General features: G+C 65.7%; 29 protein-coding genes and 1 other RNA gene. 9 read left to right on the top strand and 21 right to left on the bottom strand.

Annotated elements, in window-relative coordinates; all coding sequences use genetic code 11:
- Positions 1-3 precede the first annotated feature (3 nt).
- The 13 genes from QZV97_RS13625 to QZV97_RS13565 all read right to left on the bottom strand — a co-directional run bounded on the left by QZV97_RS13625 (position 4) and on the right by QZV97_RS13565 (position 10,580).
- Entirely contained in the window at positions 4-2,301 is a 2,298-nt protein-coding gene (locus tag QZV97_RS13625) for a phage/plasmid primase, P4 family (protein WP_295642992.1), read from the bottom strand.
- Positions 2,298-2,552 carry a hypothetical protein gene (locus QZV97_RS13620; protein ID WP_295642988.1) on the bottom strand — a complete coding sequence of 85 codons (255 nt, stop codon included), beginning with the start codon at positions 2,550-2,552 and terminating at the stop codon, positions 2,298-2,300. The genes QZV97_RS13625 and QZV97_RS13620 overlap by 4 nt, the downstream gene beginning before the upstream one ends.
- A complete protein-coding gene (locus QZV97_RS13615) occupies positions 2,549-3,286 on the bottom strand; it encodes a PD-(D/E)XK nuclease family protein (RefSeq protein WP_295642985.1) in 738 nt (245 codons plus the stop codon). The genes QZV97_RS13620 and QZV97_RS13615 overlap by 4 nt, the downstream gene beginning before the upstream one ends.
- A complete protein-coding gene (locus QZV97_RS13610) occupies positions 3,283-3,783 on the bottom strand; it encodes a DUF6511 domain-containing protein (RefSeq protein ID WP_295642982.1) in 501 nt (166 codons plus the stop codon). Before QZV97_RS13610 ends, QZV97_RS13615 begins: the two co-directional genes overlap by 4 nt.
- Positions 3,780-4,634 carry a P63C domain-containing protein gene (locus tag QZV97_RS13605; protein WP_295642979.1) on the bottom strand — a complete coding sequence of 285 codons (855 nt, stop codon included), beginning with the start codon at positions 4,632-4,634 and terminating at the stop codon, positions 3,780-3,782. The genes QZV97_RS13610 and QZV97_RS13605 overlap by 4 nt, the downstream gene beginning before the upstream one ends.
- A 10-nt stretch (positions 4,635-4,644) precedes the next feature.
- The gene (locus QZV97_RS13600) at positions 4,645-5,271 is read right to left on the bottom strand and encodes a hypothetical protein (RefSeq protein WP_295642976.1); all 627 of its coding nucleotides are present in this window, start codon (positions 5,269-5,271) and stop codon (positions 4,645-4,647) included.
- A 5-nt stretch (positions 5,272-5,276) separates the two neighbouring features.
- Positions 5,277-6,125: an ATP-binding protein gene (locus QZV97_RS13595; RefSeq protein ID WP_295642972.1), complete on the bottom strand. Its 849-nt coding sequence runs from the start codon at positions 6,123-6,125 to the stop codon at positions 5,277-5,279.
- Positions 6,122-6,604, bottom strand: a complete 483-nt coding sequence (locus tag QZV97_RS13590; protein WP_295642970.1) for a hypothetical protein — start codon at positions 6,602-6,604, stop codon at positions 6,122-6,124. Before QZV97_RS13590 ends, QZV97_RS13595 begins: the two co-directional genes overlap by 4 nt.
- An 11-nt stretch (positions 6,605-6,615) precedes the next feature.
- The gene (locus QZV97_RS13585) at positions 6,616-6,879 is read right to left on the bottom strand and encodes a DNA-binding protein (RefSeq protein ID WP_295642967.1); all 264 of its coding nucleotides are present in this window, start codon (positions 6,877-6,879) and stop codon (positions 6,616-6,618) included.
- Positions 6,880-6,964: 85 nt separating this feature from the next.
- A complete protein-coding gene (locus tag QZV97_RS13580) occupies positions 6,965-7,921 on the bottom strand; it encodes a hypothetical protein (RefSeq protein ID WP_295642964.1) in 957 nt (318 codons plus the stop codon).
- Positions 7,911-9,347: a hypothetical protein gene (locus QZV97_RS13575; protein WP_295642961.1), complete on the bottom strand. Its 1,437-nt coding sequence runs from the start codon at positions 9,345-9,347 to the stop codon at positions 7,911-7,913. The genes QZV97_RS13580 and QZV97_RS13575 overlap by 11 nt, the downstream gene beginning before the upstream one ends.
- A gap of 102 nt (positions 9,348-9,449) precedes the next feature.
- Complete coding sequence (locus QZV97_RS13570) at positions 9,450-10,301, bottom strand: hypothetical protein (RefSeq protein WP_295642959.1); 852 nt, start codon at positions 10,299-10,301, stop codon at positions 9,450-9,452.
- A complete protein-coding gene (locus QZV97_RS13565; protein WP_058719261.1) occupies positions 10,302-10,580 on the bottom strand; it encodes a helix-turn-helix transcriptional regulator in 279 nt (92 codons plus the stop codon).
- A 227-nt stretch (positions 10,581-10,807) separates the two neighbouring features.
- On the opposite strand from QZV97_RS13565, the gene QZV97_RS13560 reads away from it, so the two are divergent.
- From QZV97_RS13560 to QZV97_RS13540, 5 genes are read left to right on the top strand one after another with little or no spacing between them, the layout of a single operon-like run.
- Positions 10,808-10,999, top strand: coding sequence for a hypothetical protein (locus QZV97_RS13560; protein ID WP_295642956.1), 192 nt, complete (start codon positions 10,808-10,810; stop codon positions 10,997-10,999).
- Entirely contained in the window at positions 10,999-11,451 is a 453-nt protein-coding gene (locus QZV97_RS13555) for a DUF2924 domain-containing protein (protein ID WP_013246687.1), read from the top strand. Before QZV97_RS13560 ends, QZV97_RS13555 begins: the two co-directional genes overlap by 1 nt.
- Positions 11,448-12,836 carry a recombinase family protein gene (locus QZV97_RS13550; protein WP_295642947.1) on the top strand — a complete coding sequence of 463 codons (1,389 nt, stop codon included), beginning with the start codon at positions 11,448-11,450 and terminating at the stop codon, positions 12,834-12,836. Before QZV97_RS13555 ends, QZV97_RS13550 begins: the two co-directional genes overlap by 4 nt.
- Positions 12,836-13,207: a site-specific recombinase resolvase gene (locus QZV97_RS13545; RefSeq protein WP_295642945.1), complete on the top strand. Its 372-nt coding sequence runs from the start codon at positions 12,836-12,838 to the stop codon at positions 13,205-13,207. Before QZV97_RS13550 ends, QZV97_RS13545 begins: the two co-directional genes overlap by 1 nt.
- Positions 13,204-13,680, top strand: coding sequence for a LacI family transcriptional regulator (locus tag QZV97_RS13540; RefSeq protein ID WP_295642943.1), 477 nt, complete (start codon positions 13,204-13,206; stop codon positions 13,678-13,680). Before QZV97_RS13545 ends, QZV97_RS13540 begins: the two co-directional genes overlap by 4 nt.
- Here the strand turns inward: QZV97_RS13540 and QZV97_RS13535 are convergent, their stop codons facing one another.
- From QZV97_RS13535 to merT, 3 genes are read right to left on the bottom strand one after another with little or no spacing between them, the layout of a single operon-like run.
- The gene (locus tag QZV97_RS13535) at positions 13,681-13,902 is read right to left on the bottom strand and encodes a GDCCVxC domain-containing (seleno)protein (protein ID WP_162077709.1); all 222 of its coding nucleotides are present in this window, start codon (positions 13,900-13,902) and stop codon (positions 13,681-13,683) included.
- Positions 13,899-14,183 (bottom strand): mercury resistance system periplasmic binding protein MerP, encoded by a 285-nt coding sequence (gene merP / locus QZV97_RS13530; protein WP_295642940.1) that lies wholly within the window; start codon positions 14,181-14,183, stop codon positions 13,899-13,901. Before merP ends, QZV97_RS13535 begins: the two co-directional genes overlap by 4 nt.
- Before the next feature lie 12 nt (positions 14,184-14,195).
- Complete coding sequence (merT, locus tag QZV97_RS13525; protein WP_295642938.1) at positions 14,196-14,564, bottom strand: mercuric ion transporter MerT; 369 nt, start codon at positions 14,562-14,564, stop codon at positions 14,196-14,198.
- A gap of 42 nt (positions 14,565-14,606) precedes the next feature.
- On the opposite strand from merT, the gene merR reads away from it, so the two are divergent.
- Together merR and QZV97_RS13515 are read left to right on the top strand one after the other, a co-directional pair.
- The gene (gene merR / locus QZV97_RS13520) at positions 14,607-15,014 is read left to right on the top strand and encodes an Hg(II)-responsive transcriptional regulator (RefSeq protein WP_295642936.1); all 408 of its coding nucleotides are present in this window, start codon (positions 14,607-14,609) and stop codon (positions 15,012-15,014) included.
- Between the two features lies 1 nt (position 15,015).
- Positions 15,016-15,351 carry a YnfA family protein gene (locus QZV97_RS13515; protein WP_295642934.1) on the top strand — a complete coding sequence of 112 codons (336 nt, stop codon included), beginning with the start codon at positions 15,016-15,018 and terminating at the stop codon, positions 15,349-15,351.
- 268 nt (positions 15,352-15,619) lie between these two features.
- On the opposite strand, the gene ssrA is transcribed toward QZV97_RS13515, so the two are convergent.
- The 3 genes from ssrA to QZV97_RS13500 form a co-directional block, all read right to left on the bottom strand.
- Positions 15,620-15,982: a transfer-messenger RNA gene (gene ssrA / locus QZV97_RS13510) on the bottom strand.
- An 85-nt stretch (positions 15,983-16,067) separates the two neighbouring features.
- Positions 16,068-17,201: a hypothetical protein gene (locus tag QZV97_RS13505; RefSeq protein WP_295642932.1), complete on the bottom strand. Its 1,134-nt coding sequence runs from the start codon at positions 17,199-17,201 to the stop codon at positions 16,068-16,070.
- Positions 17,202-17,426: 225 nt separating this feature from the next.
- The gene (locus QZV97_RS13500) at positions 17,427-18,602 is read right to left on the bottom strand and encodes a hypothetical protein (protein WP_295642930.1); all 1,176 of its coding nucleotides are present in this window, start codon (positions 18,600-18,602) and stop codon (positions 17,427-17,429) included.
- A 201-nt stretch (positions 18,603-18,803) separates the two neighbouring features.
- Between QZV97_RS13500 and QZV97_RS13495 the strand changes: the two genes are divergently transcribed.
- Positions 18,804-20,480 carry an isovaleryl-CoA dehydrogenase gene (locus QZV97_RS13495; RefSeq protein WP_295642928.1) on the top strand — a complete coding sequence of 559 codons (1,677 nt, stop codon included), beginning with the start codon at positions 18,804-18,806 and terminating at the stop codon, positions 20,478-20,480.
- 223 nt (positions 20,481-20,703) lie between these two features.
- A complete protein-coding gene (locus tag QZV97_RS13490) occupies positions 20,704-23,745 on the top strand; it encodes a transporter substrate-binding domain-containing protein (protein ID WP_295642926.1) in 3,042 nt (1,013 codons plus the stop codon).
- Here QZV97_RS13490 and QZV97_RS13485 read toward each other — a convergent pair.
- Both QZV97_RS13485 and ubiG read right to left on the bottom strand, forming a co-directional pair.
- A complete protein-coding gene (locus tag QZV97_RS13485; RefSeq protein WP_295642924.1) occupies positions 23,702-24,373 on the bottom strand; it encodes an HAD-IA family hydrolase in 672 nt (223 codons plus the stop codon). The genes QZV97_RS13490 and QZV97_RS13485 overlap by 44 nt on opposite strands.
- Complete coding sequence (ubiG, locus tag QZV97_RS13480; protein ID WP_295642922.1) at positions 24,370-25,092, bottom strand: bifunctional 2-polyprenyl-6-hydroxyphenol methylase/3-demethylubiquinol 3-O-methyltransferase UbiG; 723 nt, start codon at positions 25,090-25,092, stop codon at positions 24,370-24,372. Before ubiG ends, QZV97_RS13485 begins: the two co-directional genes overlap by 4 nt.
- Between the last annotated feature and the right edge of the window lie 124 nt (positions 25,093-25,216).

Below are 25,216 nucleotides of genomic sequence, written 5' to 3'. Positions count from 1 at the left end.
AGATCAGTTGTCGGCATAAGGCGTGTAGGCGGCCGTGGGCGGGGTCTTGAGCCCGATCCCCTGAAACCCGCGCACGCCCATGCCGTTGCGCCACTTCTCCACGCCCCTGGTGATGAGCAGATCGGAGAAGCGGCGTTGCGAGCCGATGAATTCACCCGCTGCCTCGGCCCACAGCTTCCAGTCGTTGAACAGTTCGGCAGTCAAAGACTTCGCAGTGGCCACACGAACGCAGCGCTCATCCAGCCACCGGCCCAACGCGTCCTCGGCTTCGAAGTACTCCTCAGTGGCGTCGACGACTTGCTGCGGGAGATCGAGACGTCCCAGGCGTTGCCAGTCGAGGCATCCCTGTACCGCCCAGGCCAGGATGCCGTCGCGCTCGGCCAGCAATTTCTGCTGCAGGTGCTTGTCTCGTCGCTCGGGCGGCACGGTGATCGTGAAGGGGATCAGGTGCAGCCGTCGCTTCATCGCCTCGTCAATGTTGCGAATGGCAGGCTTGTGATTGCCCGCGACGAACAACTTGAATTGAGGGAAAAACTCGAAGAAGTCCTGCCGCATAAAGCGCGCAGAGATCTTGTCGCCCCCGGTCAGGTTCTTGACCTTCGACTCTGCCCAGCGCCGCCCCTGCTCGGTCTCAATTGCCGCCACGAAGCGCGCCCCACGCAGACCGGCCATGTCGGTCGGATGCCGGTCGGTGCGCGTTTCCATAAACGTGTCCATCGGCGCGTTGGTGGCGTAATCGCCGAGGATGGTGGCCAACGTGTTCACGAACACCGACTTGCCATTCGCGCCAGTGCCGTACAGGAAAAATAGGGCGTGCTCCCGGGTAGATCCGGTCAGCGCGTAGCCCACCATCCGCTGCAAATAGACCTGCAGCTCCTTGTCACCACCCGTGACCTCATCGAGGAACTGCCGCCAAGTTGGGCAGTCGCCACCGGGTGTGGCCGTGGTGATCTTGGTCATCCGGTCGGCGCGGTCGTGTGGGCGTAGACGTCCGGTCTTAAGGTCGACGACGCCACCAGGTGTGTTGAGCAGCCACGGATCTGCATCCCATTCGTCGGTCGTGGCCGCGTGCCTGCGATCCGCCCGTGCCAGCCGTTCGACACCGCCCACGGTGCTGGATGCCGCAAGTTTGGCCGCGACCTTGGGGTTGTTGGCGTTGATAGCAGCGTGACGACAGACGTGGCGGATGAGATCGGCGGCAGCCAAGGTGTCCTCGGTGCGCCAGCGGAGACCATCCCAGACCAGCCACCGACCCCAGCCCGCGACATAGCGCCAGTCGCGGTGATAGCGGCGCGTGAATGACAGCGCCAGCGCGTCCTCGGTGCCCCATACCGAGTCCTCGATTCCGCCACCAGCGCTTGTCGGATCGCGCTCGGGGTCGTCCGATATGAGATGCATCTGAAGGCGCGGGCCATGAGCAATGAAGCCCGCGACATCGAAGCCTTCGTTCTTGGCATCGGCCGCATCCCAGCCATCAGCAGCGTCCTCGGGCGGGTACAGGATGTAGCAGGACTTTGCACCAGCCAGCAGCAGCGCCTGGGAGGCTCGATCCGCGTATTCCCAACCCGGCTTGTCCTTGTCGGGCCAGATGAGCACAGATTTGCCTGCCAGCGGCGACCAGTCGGTTTTGTCAACCGGCGCGTTGGCTCCGTGCATCGCAGTGGTGGCACAAATGCCAAAGCCGATCAGCGTCTGTGCGCACTTCTCACCTTCAACCAGGACGACTGTGTCTACCGACAGGAGCCCCGGCTGGTTGTAAAGCGGACGTGTCTCAGGCGGAGCCATCTTGCGTCGCTTGGCATCCCACGGCCGGAACTCCTTCTTGCGACCGGGTGGGTCGTAGCGGTAGACGACCGCAATCAGCTTGCCTGTGGCGTCCAGGTAATCCCACTTGGCCGTGGCTGGACCGAGATCGTCGACCGGTACTTCCTTCTTGACTTTACGCATCGGTAGCGACCGCGAGCGCCCGAGCAGGTCAGCAGCGGCGTCCAGCACGCGGGGAAAGTCGCTGTGAACGTCGATGCCGCAGTAGCCGCCGATCAGCGCATAGATGTCGCCGCCTGAGTTGTCGGCACGATCCGTCCACAGACCGACCTTCTCACCTTCGAGCACCACCTCTAGGCTGTCACCTGGACTGCCGAGGATGTCGCCGATCAGGAACTTGCCACGGCGCTTCTTGCCAGCCGGAAACATCGTGGTCAGCACCGACTCCAGTCGCGCCAGCAGTTCGGTGCGAATCTCGTCTCGTTCAGACTCCCTGTTGCGCTCCGCAGATTGGGTTGTGTCGTTGAAGTCGATCATTCGGCTCCCTCGACAGGTGCGTCCGCGTCCTGGACATCACGGCCCTGGACGGCGGTGGTAAGCGTGGCCCACGCAGAGAGATCGGACAGGCGGTAGCGCACCAGACCGCCCATCAGGTAGTGCGGAATCCGGTACTTGGTGCGCATCGCGTGATCGGCGAACCAGTAGTACGGCAGGCGCAACGCGGCGGCCGCCTGCTTGGCATCGATCATCGGCTCGATGCCGGTGGCCGGGGTGTTGTTGTCGGTCATGCTTGTGTTCTCCAGCAGCGGTCTTGCCACGCGCACATCCGGCACTCGAAGTGGGTCGGATCATTGAAGGCGCGCGGCAGGAGTTCGCCTGCTTCGGTGGCCGTGATGACCTTCACCGCCCGATCCGACATGCGCTGGGCCAGGGCTGCGTCAAAGGGCACGGCCTCGGTGTAGATCTCCATCGTGTCGGCGTTGAGCGCCGTGAAGATCGCCGGGTGCTCGTGCAGTTCGAGATAGGCTTGGTAGATCGCCACTTGCGCGGCGTAGACGGGCTTGGCCACGGCGAGCCGGTTCTTCTCCAGCTCGCGCCAGGACTTCGAGCCCAAGCACTTGTTTTCCCAGAGCGCCGGGTAGGCAAAGCCCTCCGGGCCATCGACGATGACACCGTCGATGTGGCCCTGCAGACGGCCATCAGCCACGCAGAAGCCAAACTGCTCGCCATCGGCCCTGCGGGTACGCAGGTCGAAACCGGCGTCGCGCAGCCACGCGACCATGCAGTCCTCCATGACGTGGCCGCGCTCGAAGATGCGTAGCATCCGGCCCGGGGTGTCCCGGCCGTGATCGACGGGAGCCTTGGCGTACTCAAACTGCAGCGCACGCTCGCAGGCAGCGCCCAACCGCGAGGCACCAAGGTACTGGCGCTCGGACTGCTTGGCTCGGGCCCGCTGCATCCCGGCGTCGACCAGCGAGGTAATCTGCCCCGAGATGCTCGACGTGGAGTTGAAGTCCATCATGGCTTCTTCCCCTTCGGTTCTTCCCAAGGCAGGTCGTCCTCCAGATCCGCGAACGGATTGGCTGCACTCGGAGTCATGGGATCGGGCGTCTGCGTCATGCCGCGCACGGGCGGGTACTTGCTCGCCTCGTGGTGTTCAACCATCGCCTCGGTGTAGCAAGTGACGATGGCGTCGATCACCTGCAGCGCCTCGGCTTCGGAGTAGTTGCCCAGCGGTTTGGTGAAACCGATCTCGCCCGCCGCCTCGCCGAAGGACTTGAGGCACTTGCGCATGGCGGCCAGCTCGATATCAGAGGGATCGATCATGGTGACCCCCTTGATGTCGGTGCGACCATCCTTGGCGCGCAGCCAGTTGCCATACATCGCGTGGAACGCGGTCTGGCAGCGCTGCGAGCAGAACACCCAGTCGATGGGGTAGCGCCGAGGATCGCCGACACCGTGTCGGTTGTCGGTGTGACCGAATCCCCGGGCCTGTCGTTTGCAGACCCAGCATTTCACGCCACCTCCTCAAAGTCTTCCGCGAGCAGGCCCAACTGCAGCGAGCCGCCTGCGAAGGCCGCTTCGCAACGGCGGTCGAAGTCGCGGTAGCAGGTCGAGCTGCGCGCAATGGCGGTGACCGCGTGAATCTGCGTTTCCAGACGGGCGAGGCCCTGATCGGACAGCCACTGGTGGTGCTTTTGCGAGATGCCCTTGCGAGCACGGATCTCGTCAATCAGCGTGGCGGGCAACACCGGCCCATAGACCCAGCGCTGCGTGATCTGGCCAACAACGTGGGGCGGGTTCTGGTCGTGGCCCTGGTACTTCCAGCCAAACAGCCGGTAGAGGGCGCGGTAGTAATCCGGGTGGAAGCGGCGCTCCCACGAAGAGCACGACTGGCGCAGCAGCTCGGAGATCAGTTCCTGCAACGCGTCAGGCGCGCGGTGGTACTGGTAGCCCGTCGCCTCGTCGATCAGCGCGACCTCGCCGGTGGTGGCCAGCGCGCGCATGATCTTCATGCAGTTGGGCACGATGCCCTGGCGGGCCTTGTGCAGCGTGCCGTTGATGGCGGCGCTGACCACCGCCGACGCGACGTCCGCAATGATCCCCGCCGGGAAGAACTGCGCCTGCCGACCTGATGGCAACAGAATCGGCTCACGAGTTTTCTCCAATGCCGACAAGGAGTTAGGCGCGAAATCGGCCAGAAACCGGGCAAATCGGCCACCCTTGTGCGTCTCGTGGAAGCCCAGCAGCTTGGCCAGTTGGCGACGAACGTAGCCGCGCTCGCCGCCCTTGAGGACGACGGCCTCGCATTGCAGATCGCCGAAACGCACGACGCCGTAGTGGCTGGCAGTGAAGACGGTTGTATTCATGGCCGCTTCCTCACTGAGCCCAGGACGGTTTGCCCGTCACTGGCGCGCGTTGCGGGGTAGGCGCGGCGTAGGCAGGAGCCGCTTGCGCCGGAGCGCCGGAGTTGCCACCGCCCGGACTGCCCTTCGGCGGCACGCCCTTCAATTTGGCGTAGTCGGGGTGATCGGGCTCGACTGCCAGCTTGACCACGTTGCGGTCTTGGCCCTTGGCGTCCTTCTCGATGTCGACGCGCGCCAGGAACTCCAGACCATCCAGTTCGGCGAAGCCATTGATGCGGCGCGCGGCGGCGGCCTGCGGGCTGTTGTCCTGCGGGTGGACGTTGCGAGCACTGTTGAGCGCGGCGCGGATGAAGCTGCGCCCCATCTGGCCCCAGGTCGGACCCTTCTTCGAGAGAAGTCCGACGTTGCTCCACATCTTGCGTTTGACATGGTCGCCAGCGGTGACCACGAACTCGGCGGCCAGATAGATAGAACCTGTCTCGAACGACTCGGTGGCGTAGCCGCCACCCCAGCCTTGTTCGGGGTCGTCATAGCCACCCGGTTTGATGGTCATGCGCACCGGCACGACGGTGCCCTTGGGGATCAGATCGAAGCCGGATTGCTGAGAGTCGGCGTCATTGAAGTCATTCCATGCGGTCATTGCGATTACTCCTGAGATTCGATGTGTGCGGGGTTGGCGGCGCTGGCGGGCGTGGGAACTGCGCCCGCGCACTTGGCGATCAGCGCGCCGAGATGCGGCGGCTCCAGCAGGTCGAGACGACCGCTGCGGTCTTTGGCCGGGAAGCCGTAGGGATTGACGGTGTGCGTGACGAAGGCGCGGTAGGAGCTACCGTCCTCGGCCTTGATCTCGGCCAGCGTCACGACCTCATCGACGATGCCGGGCAGCTCCAGGCTGGTCTTGCTGCCTTCGATCTGCGGGACGAACACCTTGCGATTGAAGTCATCCAGTCGCTCATCGAGGATCGCCACGAACACCACGTTCTTGCCACGGGCGTGCTGCAGGTGGGTCAACGCGCCGATCATTTCCTGGCCGAGCAGCCCGTAGGCCGCGCGCAGATCGGGCTTGCCGGAACGATCACTGACCGCCCCGGGCTGCGTCTTGCACCACGCAAAGCACTGGCGAGACAGTTGCGTGATCGAGTCAAGGAAGAAGGTCTGGTAGCGACCAAGCTGCGTCGCATCGCCAAACTTCTCGATGACGTGGTCGTAGTGCGCCTGCGAGAACGCGCTCTCCGGCGGCAGCGACTTGTCCGGGCCTGCGAGGAACACGAAGAAGTCGCGGCTCTCGGGCCAGGACGCCGGGCGGATGGTGTCGCCCGGCCAGTCGGCGACCGCCAAGTCGCCTGCCTCGATGTCAAGGAACAGCGTGGTGGCGGGGTCGAGGTCTTTGAGCCGGGACGTCTTGCCGATGCCGGACTTGCCCAGCATCAGCAGCTTCACGCCCTTGCGCTCGGCCATGCGTTCGATGGCGGACACGATGGGGAGCTTTTTCATGCCTCACCCCCGTCGGTGCTCAAGGTGAAGGACGGCTTGCCGGAATCGACCGTGCGGGCGGCCGCGAACTGCTGCTGCAACGCAGGCGGCCAGTTGATGTACCGGGACTCGGACACGGAGAGCTTGACGTCGAGGTAGCCCTCGACCTTCTCGCCCGAGGCCACGATGCGCTCGGCGATTTCGCCCAACTGTTTCTGGTTCCAGCTGACCTTTTTGGGCAGCTCGAACTTGATGTGCATCGGGCCGTCGCTGATGTGGGCGGTACCAAAGTCACGGCCGGATTCACGCAGTGCGACACGGGCCTGCTCGCCGTAGCACTGTTCCAGCGCCGCATCGAACTTGGTGCGAGCCTTCTTTAGCCAGTCGATGGCAGCATCAAGGTTCTTGTCGACCTCGCGCTTCTGCTCGGCCGGCAGCGCGGCCAGTTGGCTCACAGACATCTCAGCGATGTCGACGGGGAAGATGGTCAGATCGCTCATGGCCGTCCTCCTCACTGGTACGCACGAGTGAAGCTCGAGTAGCGCGAGACGCGGCGCTCGAAGGCTTCGATTTCGTGCAGGAGGTAGGTGACCCGGCGACCGAGCTTGCAGTAGATCGGGCCGAGCTGCTCTTGACGCCAGCGGCGCAGCGTCTTGACGGAGAGCCCCCAGCGGATGGCGAGCTCGTTTTCGTCGAGCGCGATGCAGGCTGCACCGCCGGGATTCATCCGGCGGGGATTCCGACCGGATTCGATTGATGGAACTTGAGTTTGCATTTCGATGTGCCTCCTAGATGAAATGGGCACATCGAAGTCTCCGCACGGGTTTATGGCCCGTGTCTGGTTTGATTTATGGGCGCGTTTATGTGTTGCGTCGCAGTCGGTATTTGCCGCGCTTGACCAATGCGATCACGTCCTCGCGTTCAGCCTTTCCGCCGAAGGCGTCATCGAACGACTGGTAGCCGGTATTGGCGATCCTGTTGACCTCGGCCCAGGACACCTCTGGCGCGTTCTTCCCGTCGGCACTCCACATCTGCTTGACGATCTTGGCGCGCTCCGCAGACAGCTCACGCGACTCGGTGAAGTGGGGCAGCTTCAGTCGATTGCCTTGGAAGAACTCAACCGGCTCTGGCGCACCGCTGGGCGTGACGTAGCCACGCAGCACCCTGTCGAATGCGCTCGCGTCGAAAACGTCCTGGCCGTCGTCCACGCGAACGAACTCGTCCAGCACGCGCATGACATGGTCACGGGGCAGATCAACGGGATCTCGCTGATGCCGCAATACGATGCCGCCACGCGACCAGATTGGGTCGCTCAACACCGAGGTCATCGCGGCAACAGGAGCACGCTCCCACGCTCTGGCAACGAACACCGGGGCAAAGTCGTGTGTGCAAGCGATTCGTACTTCCCCGAGGTGCCACAGGTGGCCCGGCACGCGATGTCGACGGTCGGATCGTCGTCGATCTTCGATGCCGATCAAGGATGCCAAGTCGGCGAGCCACGCATCCACTTGGAAGGTATACAGCGCGATGTCGGCAAGAGGTCGCTCAACCGTTCGTGACCGCTGCTGGGGACTGCGGTACCGGTACACCGCCGCGTCGTGATCGATCTCAACCTCGACTTCCTGCTCAGAATCCAGGACGGGCACCATCAGATGTGTGAGGTAGTCCTCTTCCGTGATCCATCGTCGCTGCAGAAACGTTGGTCTGCATCGCCCGAGCTCGGCCGCCCTGACGCGGGAATCGACCCGGGGCAGCCGCTCCAGCGCTGCCAGAAAGCTCAGATGTGCCGACTTCGCGGTAGCGTCATCAGAACTCACGGAGCACCCCAATTCGCGTGAGCTGTTCCAGCACGCGCTTGCGGTCATCCTCGGTCTTGCTCTTGTCGTTCAGGCCGTTCGGCGACGTGATTTGGACAGCAACGTTGTGGGCCTTGCGGTGCGGCTGTTTGGCCATTCGGAACACCAGCTTCACCTGCGCCAGCGTGTAACCCGTCAGGTCGTCGATGCCATAGTCGTCGTAGGCGACCTGATAAATCTGGCGGGTGTCGCGCCGATCCTTGCCGATCAGCATCGTGCTCGACAGGTGCTGGATCAGATCACGCCCATTGGCGGCGTCGGTGGTTTGCTGCTCGAAGGGCCGGGCGACTTTGATCTGCAGGATCGAGATTTTTTCAATGCCCGCCACACGCTCCTGCTCAATGCGCTTGAGCATCGCTGGTGTCGAGAAGCCGAACAGGTCGAACTCGCGCATCGGCATGTCGTTGATCTCCCCGTCGCACGCCAAAACGACATCGCGGAAGATGGTCGCCAGTTCACGGCGCACCTCACGGTCTTCGCAGAACACACCGAGCGCACCGGTGCCGGGCTCCCACGAGAAGCTGGCCGACATCGCTGCAGGTTCTTCGTGCTCGACCACCTCGCCGTTGGCAACCTGCCGGAAGTGCGCCGTCGATCCGTTGAAAGTTGCAGTCAGGGTGTGCAAGAGCACGGGCGCGACCTCGTCGGTGTCTTTGCCGCCGCAGCGGTCGGCATGCGCAAGATCACGGCGCGTGAACTGCTCGATGAGGATTTGGTCAGAAGCCACTTGCGGGAACAGCGCCGAAATGCGCCCGCGCAACACACCCTCAACATCGGCATCAATGCTCGGCACCACGCCTTTCGGGCCGAGGTAGTGGCTGGAGTAGTTCTCGCTCTTCCACTGGCGATGCATCACCTGCAAGCGCTCGGCGTTGTCGAAGCGCTGATCGCGCTTGGCACCGACCTCCGGAAAATCCTGCCGCAGACAGAGGTGCAGGGCCCGGCTATACCGGTCACTGGGCGTGGCCAAGACGGCAGCGTCGCTGGCGTCTTGGTCGTCAAGGAGGGATTGGACGGCCTGCGTGCCGTATTCGTCATCGAGCAGCACCACGCGCTCGGCCGCACGCTCGATGTGCTGCTGGACGTCCGAGCCAAGTTTGGCGACGGCGTGGAACATCGCCTTGCGGGACTGCACCGCGAGGATGCCTTTGGCCGCATCCGTCAGCGCTGCCAGTTCCGGCAGCGAAGTGGCGCTGGCACGTTCGACCAGGAGCAAGGCGAGGCCGGGACGCTTGGCTTTGCGCACCACGGTGACGAAGTGCTCCATGCACGGCAGGATTTCCGGGCCATCGTCCGATTGACGGGGTCGCACCTGCTTCGAGGACTGCTGCTGCGCGGCAGTCGACTCGTCGTGTTCCTGGGCGGTGATCTGTTCGTCTGCTGGCATAGGCAATTTCCTTTTCTAAACGAAGTGCGCGATTGCGCGAGTGGTTAACTGAACGGTTCAAAAAATGCCGACACGCGGTCGGCGGCGAGATGAAGGCGTTGATCAGACGATCTTGGCCCCCGGCTTTAGAAGACCATAGCGCTCCATCCGTACCTGGATGAAGCGTCGGTTGACGCCGAAGCGCTTGGCCACGGCCTTCTGCAAACATTCGATGTCGAAGAACCCGATATCTCCATCAGCCGTCAGGTGAAGGCAGGTGCCGGGCAAATCGGGATCAAGCGACGGGCTGCGGTGGATCGTCACACCGTGTTTCGGAGCCAACTCTTCGACCGCCAGATTCAGGCGTTGGCGCGGCACCAGCAACGACCCCATGAACTCGTTGGCACGCAGCTCGGCGAAGTATTCTTCCTTGGTGGTGTGGCCTGGAATTGCCAGAGAGGGGCTCGCAGCCGCCTCGACGACGGGCTGGACTTTCGCCAAGTGCTCCACGTCACGGGTGGTCGTGCGGTAGGCCCGCCGCGCCGCGTCGCTGGGCTCATCGAACAAACCCGGCCCCTTGCTGGCATCCACGATCCATCCTGGCGCATCGAAGATGGCGTGGCCGAGCTCGTGCCCGAGGGTGCTCAGTACCAACTCCTCGCTGGCGTTCACGCCAACCGGTGACACCGACACCATCGCGGTGTCCGGCACGCCAGGATCGTACTCACAGATGCCCAGGACAGGGTTCCCGCGCTCGTCATGCACGACGTCACCGGTGCCGACGAACAGGTCGAAGACCACGCCGTTGATCTTCAGGCCGGAGATGGCGCTCAGGGTGGCGAGCGAGATGGCATCGGCAGCAGCATCCACCAGTTGCTGGCGGGCCAAGACGGCGATGCCCTCAATCTCGGAATTCTTGATGTAGCTGGGGCGTTTTCGGTCGCAATGCCGGTAGCCAAGAGTCAACACCGGCATTCACTTGTCCCCCGTCGCTTGCTTGCGATACATCCGTACCAGGCCCCCCACGTCGTCGCGCATGTCTGGCGGAAGGCGGCTGGCCTCAACAAAGGCGTCGTCGACATTCTCGCCAAGGATTTCTGCCGCCTTGCGGATCAGCTCGTCCTTGGGCGGCTTCTCGATGTCGCGCTCTATGCGCGACCAGTAGGCAGGGGAGATGTCCAGCTGCCGGGCGAAGTCATTCATCTGAATGCCCTTCGCCTCCCTCTTCTGTCTGATGTAGGCACCAAATGCCATGTTGTGACCCAATTGCGTGATTAGTTAATTGACGCCATCGTATCGAGCAGATCGGCGCCTGTCAACTGTTTCGTTAACGCGCAATCCGGTTCCCTGCCAGACAGGCACCACAGGCCTGCCGGGGCATCGAGGCCACGCCACCAGGTGTGCCCGATTACCCGGAATTGCCATCCGCTTCGGAACATCGCGCACATCATCTGTGACGGTTGCAATTCCTCGGAGCCGTCATGAAGAACCTCGAACTCGCATCTCCCTCGGAGATGTCCGCCAGCGCCCGCGCTGGTGAAATCACCGCCATCCTTGCGGCCGCCATCGTCCGCACCGTCGTCGCAGAAGCGCCAAAACAGAGAGAAGTTGGCCTTGGCTTCCTGCCCGACCAGCGCGTTCATACAACCCCCTATCAACAGGAGAGTTTGTGATGAACGAGAAACAAGCATCAGTCGCCGCGCGGATCGCGGAGCTATCGAGCCTGCCCATCGCCGAGTTGTGGCCAGTGTGGGATCGGTACTTCAGCAGCCGCCCCATCAACCCCAACCGCGTCTTCATCGAGTCGCGCATCGCCTACAAGATGCAGGAGGAAGCCTTCGGCGGTCTGGCGCACAACACGCGCCAGCGCCTGGAGGCCATCGGTGCCAAGCATTCCAAGATCAAGCTGCGGGCACGGCCGCGCGACACCAACTTCGCGCCCGGCACGGTGCTGCTGCGCGAATGGGGCGACCGCGAGCACAAGGTGGCGGTCACCGCCGAAGGTCTGTTCGAGTACGAGGGCAGCACCTTCAAGAGCCTGACAGCCGTGGCCCGGCAGATCACCGGCACGCACTGGTCGGGGCCACTGTTCTTCGGCCTGACCGGCAAGGCAGGTGCGCAATGAGCGACGCCACCCAAATCGCCTCTCCCAAGGCACGCAAACGTTGCGCCGTCTACTGCCGGGTGTCGTCGGATGAACGACTCGACCAGGAATTCAACTCCATCGACGCGCAGAAGGAGGCTGGCCACGCCTACGTCGCCAGCCAACGCGCAGAAGGATGGATTCCGGTGGCCGACGATTACGACGACCCCGGCTTCTCCGGCGGCAACACGGACCGGCCGGGGCTAAAGCGCCTGATGGCCGACATCGAGCGCGGCCAGATCGACATCGTGGTGGTCTACAAGATCGACCGCCTGACGCGTAGCCTTGCCGACTTCTCCAAGATGGTCGAGGTGTTTGAGCGCCACGGCGTGTCGTTCGTGTCGGTCACGCAGCAGTTCAACACCACCACCTCGATGGGTCGGCTGATGCTCAACGTCCTGTTGTCCTTCGCTCAGTTTGAGCGCGAGGTCACCGGCGAGCGCATCCGCGACAAGATAGCCGCCAGCAAGCGCAAGGGGATGTGGATGGGTGGCGTGCCCCCCCTGGGCTACGACGTCGACAACCGCCTGCTGGTCATCAATGAAACCGAGGCGGCGGTGGTGCGGCGCATCTTCGAGGAGATGTTGACCATCGGCTCGCCCACCCAGATTGCTGCCAACCTGACTTTGGATGACATCACCACCAAGGCCTGGACGACGCAGGACGGTCAGACGCGGGCGGGCACGCGCATCGACAAGAAGTACCTGCACAAGCTGCTGCGCAACCGCATCTACCTTGGAGAGTTGTCGCACAAGGGCAGTTGGTACCCAGGTGTGCATCAGGCCATCATCGATCCAGGACTGTGGGGCCGGGTTCACGAGGTGCTGGCCAAGGATGGCCACACCCGGTCGGTCGAGACCAAGATCAGGTCGCGCACCGACGCGTTGCTGCGCGGCCTGCTGTACGCACCCTCGGGCGAGCGGATGTACCCGACCTACTCGCGCAAGAACGGGCGCAAGTACCACTACTACGTGTCCAAGTCGGAAGCGCGGTTCGGCGCGCCGGGCAAGGGCTACGAGCGCCTGCCTGCGCTGGAGATCGAGGGGGCGGTGGTGGCCCAGATCCGCACGGTGCTGACCAGCCCGGAGACCGTGGCGTCGGTGGTGCGGCACATTCAACGCAACGGGGCCCAGATCGACGAGGCCACCACCGTGATGGCGATGGGACGCCTCAACAACGTGTGGGATCAACTGTTCCCGGTCGAGCGCCACCGCATCGCCAATCTGATGATCGAGCGCATCGACCTCGTCCACGCGGGCGAGGTGCAGGGGATCAAGGTGAAGTGGCGTGAGGTAGGTTGGAACGCGCTCATCGAGGAGTTCGCCCCGGACAGCATTGGTGCTGAACTGCTGGAGGTCGAAGCCTGATGGACGAGTCGATGGAAACCTTTGTGCCCCTAACGTTTCGCCGCCGGGGCGTCCAACGCGTGGCTGCCGACGACCGGCACATCCACGACGTGACACTGCTCGACGGTGTGGCACGGGCCTTCTACTGGCAGCACCTGCTGGACACCGGCGCGATGCAGAGCGGGTCGGCCATCGCCCGCGCCGAGAAGCTGCACCACTCGGTGGTCAACGAACTGCTGCGCCTGGCCCTGCTGGCCCCCGACATCATTGAGCAGTTCATGGCAGGCAAGCAGCCACGGCGGCTGACGCTGATGTGGTTTCAGCGAAACCGCCTGATGGTGGACTGGCACGCCCAGCGCCAGCTCATGGCCAGTTTTGAGGAGGATGTGTGAGCAAGAAGCATCGCGGCCACGCCAGGGGCGACCCAGTGACGTATCAGACGCCGCTGCCTGCTGGCGGCGTGCAGATGGAAACCTTCCTGCCCTGGACGTTGGTGCGCAGGGGTTTGAAGAAGCAGGTCATCACGCCGTTCGACGCGCCGCAGGAGTTCCTGGACGAGGCCCGCCGTGAGCGGCAGGTTCGCGAGATGGCGCAGGACACCCCCTTGATGCGGGCACTCGGCCTCGCGCACCACTGGCAGCGCCTGCTGGACGACGGACGGTTCAGTTCGATCACCGAGATCGCCGAGGCAGAGGGACTCGATCTCGGTCGTGCAAGCCGGATCGCCCGATTGGCGCAATTGGCACCGGACATCGTGGAAGCCTGCACCACTGGCGTGGCTGCGCACTTGACGTTGGAAAGCGTCGGGCGACGCGCCAACCCGCTGCGATGGGACGAGCAGCGCGAACGCCTGCGGTTCCGGTGATCAACCGGCGCAGCAACTCCCCTTGCCGCGCTCCTGAATCGGCGGGCACGGCACGGTACCGTAGGAGCAGTACACGCAGCAGTCGCCCTGCTTAGGCTTGAGTACGGCGTGACACTGCTCGCACTCGTAGAACCACTGGCAGGCGTCTGTGGGCATCGTCTCGGTCTTGGCGTGGCCGCACTCGGGACAGGTCAGCGTCGATTCCAAGATCACCGCAGTCACTTGGCACTCCCCACCACGGTCGAGGGGTACCCAGCATCCTTGGTGGCGCGCTTGAGAGCCTCGACGTCGGTCTTCGCGTCATCGAATGTCACCTTGGCTTCGCGGCTATCCAGATTCACGTCGGTCTTGCTGACGCCCGACACTTTGGTCAGCGCCTTCTTGACCGTGATCGGGCAGGTAGCGCAGTTCATGCCGGGCACGGACAGCGTGACGGTCTGGGTCGCAGCCCACAAGGGCGAGGCGAAGGCTGCAAAGGTGGCCAGCGCAACAAGCTTCTTCATGACAACTTCCTTTCAGTAGAACCAGGGCGCGATCAGCGGGAATCCGAGGGCGAGGACCACCAGCGCCACCACGATCCAGAACAGCACCATGTAGCTGCGGTTAACTGATGGCAGCGCACAGACCTGCCCCGGAGCGCAATCCGTGGCCGGTCGCCAGATGCGACGGTAAGCGAAGAAAAGCGCCACTACCGCCGCGCCGATGAACAAGGGCTGGTAGGGTTCGAGCAGCGTCAAGTTGCTGATCCAGGCTCCGGAAACGCCGAGCGTGATCAACACCAACGGGCCGAGGCAGCAGGTGGAGGCCAGGATGGCGGCAAGCCCGCCAGTCAACAGCGCGCCGCGTCCGCCGCCTTGTGTCTCTGTTGGTCGATCTGTACTCATGGGTTAAGCTTACCTCCGTACCTAAGTACGGAGTCAAGCACCATGAGCGAACCACTTGAAACACTGACCATCGGCGTCCTGGCCGATGCCGCCGGGGTCAACGTCGAGACGATCCGCTTCTATCAACGCAAAGGCTTGATGCAGGAGCCCGACCGGCCCCTGGGCGGCATTCGTCACTACGGTGAGCCGGATCTGGCGCGAGTGCGCTTTATCAAATCGGCCCAGCGCCTGGGATTCAGCCTGGACGAGGTCGGGGATTTGCTGAAGCTTGAAGATGGATCGCATTGCACCGAGGCGCGCGAGCAGGCCGAGCACAAGCTGGCAGACGTGCGAACACGGCTTACCGACCTGACGCGCATCGAGCGCGTGCTGGCGGATCTCGTAGAACGCTGCTGCGCCACGAATGGCAATGTCCGCTGCCCATTGATCGCAGCATTGCAGGATGCATGACATGGAACCCCTGAAAGTCGCTGTGCTGTTTGCCGTGACCGCTGTCACCGAGATCGTCGGCTGCTACTTGCCATGGCTAGTCATCAAACAGGGCAAATCCGCGTGGCTGCTGATTCCCGCAGCTCTATCGCTGGGACTGTTTACGTGGTTGCTCACATTGCACCCCACTGCGGCGGGACGTACCTACGCGGCCTATGGTGGGATGTACATCGCCGTGGCACTCGTGTGGCTCCACTTCGTTGACGGCATTGCGCTCACACGCTGGGATCTGGCCGGAGCAGGTATCGCGCTGGCGGGCATGGCCCTCATCGCACTACAGCCCACGGCAACGGCGTAGTGATCAGACAGTTTTTGCTCTCGGTCGCCTGGTCTTGACCAAGTGAAAACTACAACCCGAGGACTGCAAACCCGCGCCAGTGCAGGAATCGGGCAGTTGACCGGTCAAGAGGCCGGCAGAGAACAGAGAGGGAAAGTCGGGGAAGTCGCGGCCGGAAAAGGGCGCAATCGCAGGTTGGCGGTCAAGAGGCAAGGGCGCGAAACCGCGCCAACACTGGGGGAACGGGCAAAAAAAATCCCAACCGGATAAGGGTTGGGATTTCACATTATGGTGGAGCCGGCGGGAATCGAACCCGCGTCCGCAAGTCCTCTACAGACAGTTCTACATGCGTAGCCGGCCTATTTCGATCTCGACGCGGGCTTAGCCGACCGGCAGGCCGACCCGCATCCAGTCACCTTGGTTTTAACGGCGCGCCAAGTAACCCGGCGCGACGCGATCCGATTTGAATGACACTGCAGTCGGTTGCCCGACCCAACCTATCGGCAGGTTGGTGCAGCGCGCAAGGCCTTAAGCGGCCAGAGCGTAATCGCTGTCGTTGGCGATTGTGGATTTGCCAATGGATTAACGAGGAAAAGGCGCCTCGGCATGCCCTGCACTGCTTCGTTACCCACGTCGAAACCAGGTCGGCCCCGTGTCCGGGTGTGCGGGCGGTCGATTGCCCGCACACCCGAATTATAGGCTCAAGCCACGAAAACAAGGGGCCGACACCTTGCCGACTAGTTGCATTCCCGGCCCAGGTTGTAGAAGGGGCGCATGACGCCGTGGCTCATGTGCACCACGCGATCGTTCGTCACGAGCGCGGTTGTTCTCGCAACGAAGGCCGCCGGCGGGTTGTAGTCGAGCTGATATTCGACCTGACCGCCGGCCGGCACCCTGACCGATCCGGAATAGAACCGGGCCGGCGGGGGCAGCAGTCCGCCATCCGACTTGCTGCGGTCGTACGCCGCGATGCCGAACAGACTCGTCCGGGTTTCGATGTCGGGCGCGTTGAACGTCTGCTCGAGACAGCGCAGTACCGTCGGTTCGAACGCATCACCGATCTCGTTCTCGTGGAAGTACAACGTCCCGCCGAGGTCGTTGACCGTGTCGGCACCGGCCACGTCGCCCGTCGACCGGCTGTTGCGCGTGCATGCGACGCGAAGGATGCCGGGCAGTTCGACTCGCCAGCACAGCCGCATCAGCTCCGGCCGATCCTCGATCGTGCCGACGAAGAAGCGGATCGAACTCGGGGACGACCCGGTCACGTTCAACTGGTGCAAGGTCCGGTCGAACGGCACCGGGTCGGGCAGCGAGTAGGGGGCGGCACTGATCGACGTCTGCCCGGAGGGCGAGGTCACCGAGCCGGTGCCGGTGAACGCGTACCGCGTGGCACCGTCCGTGTCGATTGCCACCGACAGGACCACCTCGCGCTGGAACGTGTTCACCGCCTCGCGGGGCAGCGTGAATGTCGAGACGGCCGTCAGCCGGCCTTGTGCCGTCGCCGACCGGACCGTCGAGAAGGCCTTGCCGGTCACATCGTGTGACAGGTCGAATGCGCCTTGGATGTCGACCGTCAACTGGTCGGTGGCCTGCGACAGCGCTCGGATGACCGAACTCCGCGCGACGCCCGGCACTGGCGTTGCATCGACTGGAGCCGGTATCTCCACCAATGCCGGCGGCGGCTTGCTCGGCTCCGGAACCGGCGTGGCCGGCTCGGGGGCCGTCGTATCTCCCGCCACGGGTGACGGGGTGGGGGTCGTACCTGCCGAAATCGCGGTGTCGCCGCCACCCCCGCCACCACACGCGCCCGACATCATCGCAACGACGATCACCGTTGCGGCCTGGCCGATCCGCTGACGCTCGAGTCTCATGTCGCACTCCCGGTGCTGTGACCTCGATCACTCCGTCCCTGCACGGGACGGCGCCATCGCTGTTGCGTGTCTCCAGCACTGATGCGGGTCTGTCGCCAGCTTCTTCATCCCGCAACCGCATGATCATTGTCCGAGCGTCGCTTGTTGCATGGGCCGATACCCAACGAGGTCAGTCGACGCACGTGGCGCGCGGGCAACTGTGTCGACACATGCCTCGTCGCGCGGCTAGTTGCATTGCCGGGCCGTCCGGTAGGTGCTGCCGGTCGATCCATAGGTCACGCTCTGCACGCGATCGCCGGCGGTCAGCGCCTGCGTGCTCGCCGTGAAGTTGGCCGGCGGGTTGTAGTCGAGCCGATACGCGACCTGTCCCGTTCCCGGCACGCTCACCGATCCCGAATAGAACTGGGCAGGCGGGGGCAGCAGGCCACCGTTCGCCTTGTTCCGGTCGAACGCGGCGATGCCGAAACGATAGGTCGTGCTGGTCAGGTTGGGATCGCTCTGGAAGGTTTCAGTGCAACGAAGCAACGTCGGTTCGAATGCGTCGCCGCTTTCCGTGTCGTGGTAGTACAGCGTGCCTCCGAGGTCGTCGACCGTATCGCCGCCGACCAGGTCGCCGGACGTGCGCAGGTGACGGGTGCACGCCACTCGGAGGATGCCGGGCAGTTCGAACCGCCAGCAGACCCGCATCAGGTCCGCCCGATTGTCGATCGTGCCCACGAAGAAGCGCACCGAACTCGTCGTCGAGCCGGTCACGTTCAGCTGATGCAGCGTCCGGTCGAAGGGCACCGGATCCGGCAGCGAGTACGGCGTGGCGCCGATCGAAGTCTGTCCCGACGTCGACGTGATCGAACCGGTGCCGGTGAACGTGTAGTTGGTGACGCCGTCGGTGGCGACCGCGGCGGACAGGACCACCTCGCGCATTAACACGAACGAAGGCGTGGCGTCGTCGCCGGGCAGCGTGAGCGTCGACGCGGCGGTGAGGCGCTGCTGCGCGGTACCCGACCGGATCGTCGAGAACGCCTTGGTGGTGACGTCGTGCGACAGGTCGAACGCGCCGCTGCTGTCGATGGCGAACTGATCACTCGCCTGCATCAGGGCCCGGACCACCGCCGTTCGCGCGGCGCCCGGCGCCGGGGACGGTGTCGGTGCGGCCGGCGGCGGCGCCACGACCAGGCCGGGCGGCGGCTTCGACGGTGCAGGCACCGGTGTGGCCGGAACCGGCGTGGGTGCGGCCGGTGTCGAAGGCGCCGGGGACGGGGCGGGGGACGGTGATGGCGCCGGCGTCGTGCCGCCGGAGACCGCGGTGCCATCGCCGCCGCCACCGCCTCCGCAACCGCCGACCATCCATGCGACGATCGCCGCCATCGCGGCGTGGCTGTACTGGATCTTTCGAACCTTCATGGTTGCTCCTCTTCAGGATGTGTGCACCGGATGCCGTGTCGTGACATCGCGCCCGGCGCCTTTCTCGACACCGCGATGTCGCGCGGTGAACCCAGGCATCCTCTCGTGCCGGATCGTCGCCGTGAATCCGACTGAAGTCGTAGCCGTCGCGGATCGAGGCGGCCGGTTTATAGTTGGCCTGAAACGCCGAGGAGGGGCGATATGGCCGCGCACCGTACTCACCGGGTGTTCAACCAGCCCGATCCGCTCGTCGACATCAACCTGTTCGACACCGACCATGCGCTGGTCGACGCGGTCGAACGCGAGGGCGCGGCGGGCGCGGGCGACGAGCTGTCCGCCCTCGGCCGCACCCTCGGTTCGGCCGACACCCTCGCGCTCGGTCCACAGGCCAACGAGAACCCGCCGCGGCTGCGTTCCTACGATCGATTCGGTCACCGGATCGACGAGGTCGAGTTCCATCCGGCCTGGCACGCGCTGATGCGCCTGCTCGTCGGTCACGGCGCCCACAGCGCGCCGTGGGCGGCGCCCGGTCCCGGTGCCCAGGTGGCGCGCGCGGCCGGCTATCTGATGTTCGCGCAAGTCGAGAACGGCACGCAGTGCCCGGTCACGATGACCTACGCGTCGGTGCCGGTGATCGCGCGCCAGCCGTCGCTGGCCCCGACCTGGGTGCCGGCGATCCTGTCGCGTGACTACGATCCGTCGTCCGGTCCGGTCACCGGCAAGCGCGGCGCGCTGATCGGCATGGGGATGACCGAGAAGCAGGGCGGCACCGACGTGCGGGCGAACACCACGTTCGCGTTGCCGGCGCCGGATGTCGGTGGTGATGCCTGGCGCCTCACGGGTCACAAGTGGTTCCTGTCGGCACCGATGTGTGACGGCTTCCTGGTGCTGGCGCAAACCGAGCGCGAGACCGCCGGCGGCCTGACCTGCTTCTTCCTGCCGCGCTGGCTGCCCGACGGCAGCCGCAACGCGATCGCGATCCAGCGGCTGAAGGACAAACTCGGCAACAAGTCGAATGCCTCCAGCGAGGTGGAGTTCGATGGCGCGATCGCCTGGAGCGTGGGTGAGGTCGGCCGCGGCGTGCCCACGATCCTGGAGATGGGCAACCTGACCCGCCTGGACTGCGCACTCGGTTCGGCCGGCATGATCCGCTGGGCGACGGCGAATGCCTTGCATCACTGTGCCGGCCGCACCGTCTTCGGCCGCCGGCTGATCGAGCAGCCGCTGATGCAACAGGTGCTCGCCGACCTGGCGCTGGAGAGCGAGGCCGCGACGGCCCTCACGCTGCGGCTGGCTAGGGCCCTGGATCAGCGCGATGCCGATCCGCTCGCCGCGGCGCTGGTCCGGATCGGCACGCCGCTGGCCAAGTTCTGGATCTGCAAGCGGGGGCCGGCGCTGGCGTTCGAGGCGATGGAGGTGCTCGGCGGCAACGGGTACGTCGAGGAGGGGCCGATCGCCCGGCTGTATCGCGAGCTGCCGGTCAATTCGATCTGGGAAGGATCGGGCAACGTGATGTGCCTGGACGTGCTGCGCGCGCTGTCGCGTGACCCGCGTTGCCGCGAAGCGATCGAGGACGAGCTGGCGAAGGCGTCGGGCGCGAATGCGGCGTTCGACGGATTCGTCGAACGACTGGCGGGCATGACCGACCCGGCTGCGCTCGACGAGCGCGGTGCGCGCCGGCTCGCTGAACACCTGGCGCTGGCGCTGCAGGCGTCGCTGCTGATCCGAGGGGCGCCCGCCGAGGTCGCGGACGCCTTCTGCGCGAGCCGGCTCGCCGCCGACGCCGGCTGGGGTCGCACGTTTGGTACGCTTCCGGGCGGCGTCGACGTGGCCGCGATCCTCGCGCGTGCCCGGCCGACCGGATCGCTGGATGACTGATTCCCCGAATCGACCTGCCCCGGCTCGTCGCCGGTGTGACCGTACCGCGCGTGGTGTCGTCGCCGCACGTGGGGTCGCGGCGCTGTGCCTTGCCGTCGGCCTGTTCGGCGCATTGGCGCAGGCGCCGACGGCGTACCAGGGGTCGACCGGGGATTCACCTCGAGGCCCGACCTCGACGCCGGCATCACCGCCGACCTCGACGCCGGCGTCCCCGCCGGTCTTCGTGCAGCCGGCGACCGCCCCGCCGGTCTCGCCCGCCGCCTTGCTGTCGGATGCCGAGCGCGCGTTCCTGGCCGCCCATCCGGTGATCCGGGTCGCGGTGTCGCGGGACGACTACTACCCGTTCCAGTACATCGATGCGCAGGGACGGATCGCGGGTTTCTCGATCGAAGGCCTGATGACGGTGTTCCGCGCGCTCGGCGTGCGCGCCGAGCCGGTGCTTTTCGACACCTGGTCGGAGGTGCTGCCGGCGATCCGCGAGCGACGTGCCGACGTGGTCCCGTACATCGCCTTCACCGAGGAACGGAGCAAGGACCTGGCGTTCACACACGGCGTCACGCGCGATCCGAGTGCACTCATCGGCCGCGAGGGCGACACCGTCGCGCAGGACAATCCGTCGCTCGCCGGCGTGCGGGTCGCGGTCGGACGCGACTACGCGGCCGAGCAGCTGCTCGCCCGGGTGTATCCGAAGGCGGTCCCGGTGTCGTTCGATCAGGTCCGGCAGGGCATCCGGGCGGTCGCCGACGGGTCGGTGCAGCTGTACCTCGGTTCGATGCGGCCGGCACTGCACCGGATCTCGTCCGATCGCATCTCCAACCTGGAGATCAAGGGGCAGGTGGTCTCGCCGTCGTCCTGGGTGCACATGGCCGTGCGTCCGGACTGGGCGATCCTCGCGCGCATCGTGAGCAGGATGGTGTCGGGTGACCGGCTCGGCCTCGAGCGCGAGCTGACCGCGGCAGCCGCGCCGTACCTGGGGTCGGCGACGCTGATGACGACCGTGGCGCTGGATCGCGACGAGCTGTCGGTGCTCGACAGGTACCCGGTGCTGCGGGTGGGGGCACTGCGCGGCCAGCATGCGCTCAACGATTTCGGTGACGAGAGCGGGCATTCGGGCATCGCCGCCGACGTCACCAGCCTGATCACCCATGGCCTCGGCGTGCCGGCGGCCGTGATCGCGTTCGATTCCACTGCCGCGATGTTCGACGCGGCCCGGCGAGGCGAGATCGACCTGCTGCCGTTCCTGGTGCGCACCCCGGAGCGGGAGATGTTCCTGAAGTACTCGGCGCCCTACGTGCGCATGCCGTTCCTGCTGATCGCCCACGTCGACGCGCCGTTGTACTGGGGACTGTCGAGCCTCGACGGTCGCACCGTCGCGCTGACACCCGGGCATCCGCTGGTGCCGGTGCTGCGCGACCGGTATCCGAAGGTGCGTGTGGTCAAGGTCGCGAATGCCGCCGAGGCGCTGGCGAAGGTCGCCGACAAGGAGGTCGACGCGACGGTCGAGATCAAGGTCTACGCGAACCAGCAGATCAACGATCACTATCGCGACAAGCTGCGTGTGATCGAGCCGGTGAGCGAGATCCCGGCGGAGTTCGCGTTCGCGGCACCGGCCGCGTCGGCCGACCTGATCCCGCTGATCAACCGGGCGCTGGCGGCGATCCCGCCCGCGGAGCTGCTGCGCATCGAGCGGCGCTGGATCGCGATCGACCAGGAGCCGGTGCTGCAGCTGCGGCGCTACCTGAACATCGTGCTGCCGCTGGTGGGCGCGCTCGCGCTGATCGCGCTTGCGACGATCGTCTGGAACCGGCGTCTCTCGCGGGAATCCGCGCAGCGCCGGCTCGCCGAGGCACGGCTGACCAGCCTGACCGACCAGCTCCGGCTGCTGCTGGAATCGAAGGACGTGTTCATCGCGACCGCCAGCCACGAACTGAAGACGCCGCTGCACGGCATCTCGCTGACGCTGCAGTGGCTTCGCGGCCGCACGCGCGATGACGAAGGCCGACAGGCGATCGCCCGGGCCACCGAGGCGACGCGCTCGCTCGGCGTGCTGATCGACGATCTGCTCGATCTGAGCCAGGTGGAGACCGGCCGCATGGTGATCAAGCAGGCGCCGTTCGACCTGCTGCGGCTGGTGAGCGAGGTGGCCGAATCGTTCGAGCCGATGATCCGGCAGAAGGGGCTCGTGATGCTGGTCGACTTCTCGCCGTCGTCGCCGCGCCGGGTCTCGGGTGATGCGCTGCGGCTGCGCCAGGTGCTGGTCAATCTGGTCGGCAATGCCGTGAAGTACACGGCGCAGGGGCGGGTTGCCGTGCGGGTCGCGCCGCTGCCGGACGGTGCGCCGGACGGGCGTGTCGTCGGGCCGCCGGGTCGGCTGATCGAATTCGTCGTCAGCGACACCGGGCCGGGCATCGCGCCGGAGCGGCAGGCGCAGGTCTTCGAACCCTTCGCCGCACGCCAGGCGGCGCAGCCCGCGGGTTCGCCGGCGCTGCCGGGCGCGGGCAGCACCGGCCTGGGCCTGTCGATCTGCCGTCGGCTGGTCGAACTGATGGGCGGACGCATCGAGCTGGCGAGCACCCCGGGACAGGGCACCGTCGTCACGGTCCGGATCGCGCTCGACGTGCTCGACTCCGGCCAGGACGGCGGATCCTCGCATGGCGACGTTGCCGCGGCCACCGGCGGCGCCGATGCCGGCGACGGTGGGCGAGCGCCCGCACCGGTGCCCGCGGCGGCAGTCGTCGACGAAGCCGTGAACCTCGTCGCGGCGCCTGCGACGCGGCCGCTGGTCCCGGCCGACGTCGAGGCGGTCGCGCACGAGGCGCAGGATCTGGTCGCGACACCCGCTGCGATCCGGCCCGTCCGGGTGCTGCTGGTCGACGACGATCGCTTCAGCCGGAGCATGCTGGCGATGATGCTCGAGCAGGCGGGCCTGGATGTGGTCCAGGCCGACGACGGCGAGCACGCGCTCGAGACCTGGCGCGAGACCCGGTTCGACGCGCTGGTGACCGACCTGCACATGCCCGGCATCAACGGGGTCGAGCTCGCCCGCCGCCTGCGCGCGATGCCCCGTGCACCGGATGTTCCCCGGCCGCTGCTGATCGCCGCGTCGGCAAGCCGGACGATCACCCTCGGTGCCGAGGATGCCGAGGCGCTCTTCGACCGGGTGCTGGAGAAACCGCTGCAGATCCAGGACCTGGCCGACCTGCTGCAGTCCGCCGGACGGATCAGTCCAGCTTCAGGACCGTCAGCAGATCCACCGGGGTCGTGATGACGAAGTCCGCGCCCCACTCGTGCGGCGGCGTGGCCTCGCCGCAGAAGCCGTAGCTTGCGGCGATCGTCTTCATGCCGGCCGCCTGGCCGGCCTGGACGTCGCGCAGGTCGTCACCGACATAGACGCAGCACTCGGGCTCGATGCCGGTGGACCGGGAGGCGGCGAGCAGCGGCTCCGGATGCGGCTTGGCGAACGGCGTCGTGTCACCGCCGATCGCGACCCGCGAGCGCGCGAGCACGCCGAGATCGGCGAGGATCGGCCGGACGTAGCGTTCGAACTTGTTGCTGACCACGCCCCAGACGATGCCCCGCTCCTCCAGCCGGTCGAGCACGCGGTCCATGCCGGGGAACAGCCGCGTGTGCACACACATGGCGGCCTCGTAGCGGCGGAGGAACTCGTCGCGCACGTCGGCGAAGGCGGGGTCCTCGCGCTGCACACCCAGGCCGCGACCGATCAGACCCCGGGCGCCCATCGATGCGAACGGCCGCAGGATGTGCAGCGGCAGCGGCGCCATGTCGCGCTCGGCGCGCATCGCGTTGATCGGCGCGGCGAGATCCTCGGCGGTGTCGGCCAGGGTTCCGTCCAGATCGAAGAACACCGCCCGCGTCGCGAGCCGTCGGGTCATCGTTCGGGCCGGCGGAACGCCGCCAGGTAGTTGACCGCGAGGTCCCCCGGCGACAGCTGGTAGACACCGGTGATCGGGTTGTAGGTCAGGCCGATCATCTCGACCAGGTCGAGCCCGGCCGCGCGGCCGGCCGAGGCCAGCTCCGACGGGCGGATGAACTTCTCGTACTGGTGCGTGCCGCGCGGCAGCAGGCGCAGCACGTATTCCGCGCCGACGATTGCGAAGGCGAACGACTTCGGGTTGCGGTTGATCGTCGAGAAGAAGAGCCAGCCGCCCGGCCTCGCGAGCCGCGCGCAGGCGGCGACCGTCGACCCGGGATCGGGGACGTGCTCGAGCATCTCCATGCAGGTGACCGTGTCGAAGGACCCGGGCTCGCGCGCGGCGAGCGCCTCGGCGGCGATCCGTTCGTAGTCGACCGACACGCCGGACTCGAGGCCGTGCAGCTCCGCGACCTTCAGCGGCTTGTCCGCGAGGTCGATGCCCTTGACCGCGGCACCGGCCGCGGCCATCGACTCGGCGAGGATGCCGCCGCCGCAGCCGACGTCGAGCACGCGACGGCCGGCCAGGCCCGCGAGTGAATCGATCCAGCGCAGGCGCAGCGGGTTGATCTCGTGCAGCGGACGGAACTCGGATCCCGGGTCCCACCAGCGCGCGGCCAGTGCCTGGAACTTGGCGACTTCCGCCGCGTCGACGTTGCCGCTCGTTGATGCATCACTCATGACCACATTCTATGCGCGAAAAAAAACCCCGCCGAAGCGGGGTTTCGTCGGCACCGGGCGCCGGCTTATTTGCGGGTGCGCGTGCCCACCACTTCGATCTCGACGCGGCGGTTCTTGGCGCGGC

The sequence above is a fragment of the uncultured Methylibium sp. genome (genome assembly GCF_902826655.1).
Classification (GTDB): domain Bacteria; phylum Pseudomonadota; class Gammaproteobacteria; order Burkholderiales; family Burkholderiaceae_C; genus Methylibium.
Note: the sequence above shows the minus strand (reverse complement) of the source record. Positions and strands in the feature narration are given on the sequence as shown.

Bases quoted from the DNA above. Each gene is read 5' to 3' on its own strand.
- QZV97_RS13625 (WP_295642992.1), bottom strand. From the start codon at position 2,301: ATGATCGACTTCAACGACACAACCCAATCTGCGGAGCGCAACAGGGAG.
- QZV97_RS13620 (WP_295642988.1), bottom strand. From the start codon at position 2,552: ATGACCGACAACAACACCCCGGCCACCGGCATCGAGCCGATGATCGAT.
- QZV97_RS13615 (WP_295642985.1), bottom strand. From the start codon at position 3,286: ATGATGGACTTCAACTCCACGTCGAGCATCTCGGGGCAGATTACCTCG.
- QZV97_RS13605 (WP_295642979.1), bottom strand. From the start codon at position 4,634: ATGAATACAACCGTCTTCACTGCCAGCCACTACGGCGTCGTGCGTTTC.
- QZV97_RS13600 (WP_295642976.1), bottom strand. From the start codon at position 5,271: ATGACCGCATGGAATGACTTCAATGACGCCGACTCTCAGCAATCCGGC.
- QZV97_RS13595 (WP_295642972.1), bottom strand. From the start codon at position 6,125: ATGAAAAAGCTCCCCATCGTGTCCGCCATCGAACGCATGGCCGAGCGC.
- QZV97_RS13590 (WP_295642970.1), bottom strand. From the start codon at position 6,604: ATGAGCGATCTGACCATCTTCCCCGTCGACATCGCTGAGATGTCTGTG.
- QZV97_RS13585 (WP_295642967.1), bottom strand. From the start codon at position 6,879: ATGCAAACTCAAGTTCCATCAATCGAATCCGGTCGGAATCCCCGCCGG.
- QZV97_RS13575 (WP_295642961.1), bottom strand. From the start codon at position 9,347: ATGCCAGCAGACGAACAGATCACCGCCCAGGAACACGACGAGTCGACT.
- QZV97_RS13570 (WP_295642959.1), bottom strand. From the start codon at position 10,301: ATGCCGGTGTTGACTCTTGGCTACCGGCATTGCGACCGAAAACGCCCC.
- QZV97_RS13565 (WP_058719261.1), bottom strand. From the start codon at position 10,580: ATGGCATTTGGTGCCTACATCAGACAGAAGAGGGAGGCGAAGGGCATT.
- QZV97_RS13560 (WP_295642956.1), top strand. From the start codon at position 10,808: ATGAAGAACCTCGAACTCGCATCTCCCTCGGAGATGTCCGCCAGCGCC.
- QZV97_RS13555 (WP_013246687.1), top strand. From the start codon at position 10,999: ATGAACGAGAAACAAGCATCAGTCGCCGCGCGGATCGCGGAGCTATCG.
- QZV97_RS13550 (WP_295642947.1), top strand. From the start codon at position 11,448: ATGAGCGACGCCACCCAAATCGCCTCTCCCAAGGCACGCAAACGTTGC.
- QZV97_RS13545 (WP_295642945.1), top strand. From the start codon at position 12,836: ATGGACGAGTCGATGGAAACCTTTGTGCCCCTAACGTTTCGCCGCCGG.
- merP (WP_295642940.1), bottom strand. From the start codon at position 14,183: ATGAAGAAGCTTGTTGCGCTGGCCACCTTTGCAGCCTTCGCCTCGCCC.
- merT (WP_295642938.1), bottom strand. From the start codon at position 14,564: ATGAGTACAGATCGACCAACAGAGACACAAGGCGGCGGACGCGGCGCG.
- merR (WP_295642936.1), top strand. From the start codon at position 14,607: ATGAGCGAACCACTTGAAACACTGACCATCGGCGTCCTGGCCGATGCC.
- QZV97_RS13515 (WP_295642934.1), top strand. From the start codon at position 15,016: ATGGAACCCCTGAAAGTCGCTGTGCTGTTTGCCGTGACCGCTGTCACC.
- QZV97_RS13505 (WP_295642932.1), bottom strand. From the start codon at position 17,201: ATGAGACTCGAGCGTCAGCGGATCGGCCAGGCCGCAACGGTGATCGTC.
- QZV97_RS13500 (WP_295642930.1), bottom strand. From the start codon at position 18,602: ATGAAGGTTCGAAAGATCCAGTACAGCCACGCCGCGATGGCGGCGATC.
- QZV97_RS13495 (WP_295642928.1), top strand. From the start codon at position 18,804: ATGGCCGCGCACCGTACTCACCGGGTGTTCAACCAGCCCGATCCGCTC.
- QZV97_RS13485 (WP_295642924.1), bottom strand. From the start codon at position 24,373: ATGACCCGACGGCTCGCGACGCGGGCGGTGTTCTTCGATCTGGACGGA.
- ubiG (WP_295642922.1), bottom strand. From the start codon at position 25,092: ATGAGTGATGCATCAACGAGCGGCAACGTCGACGCGGCGGAAGTCGCC.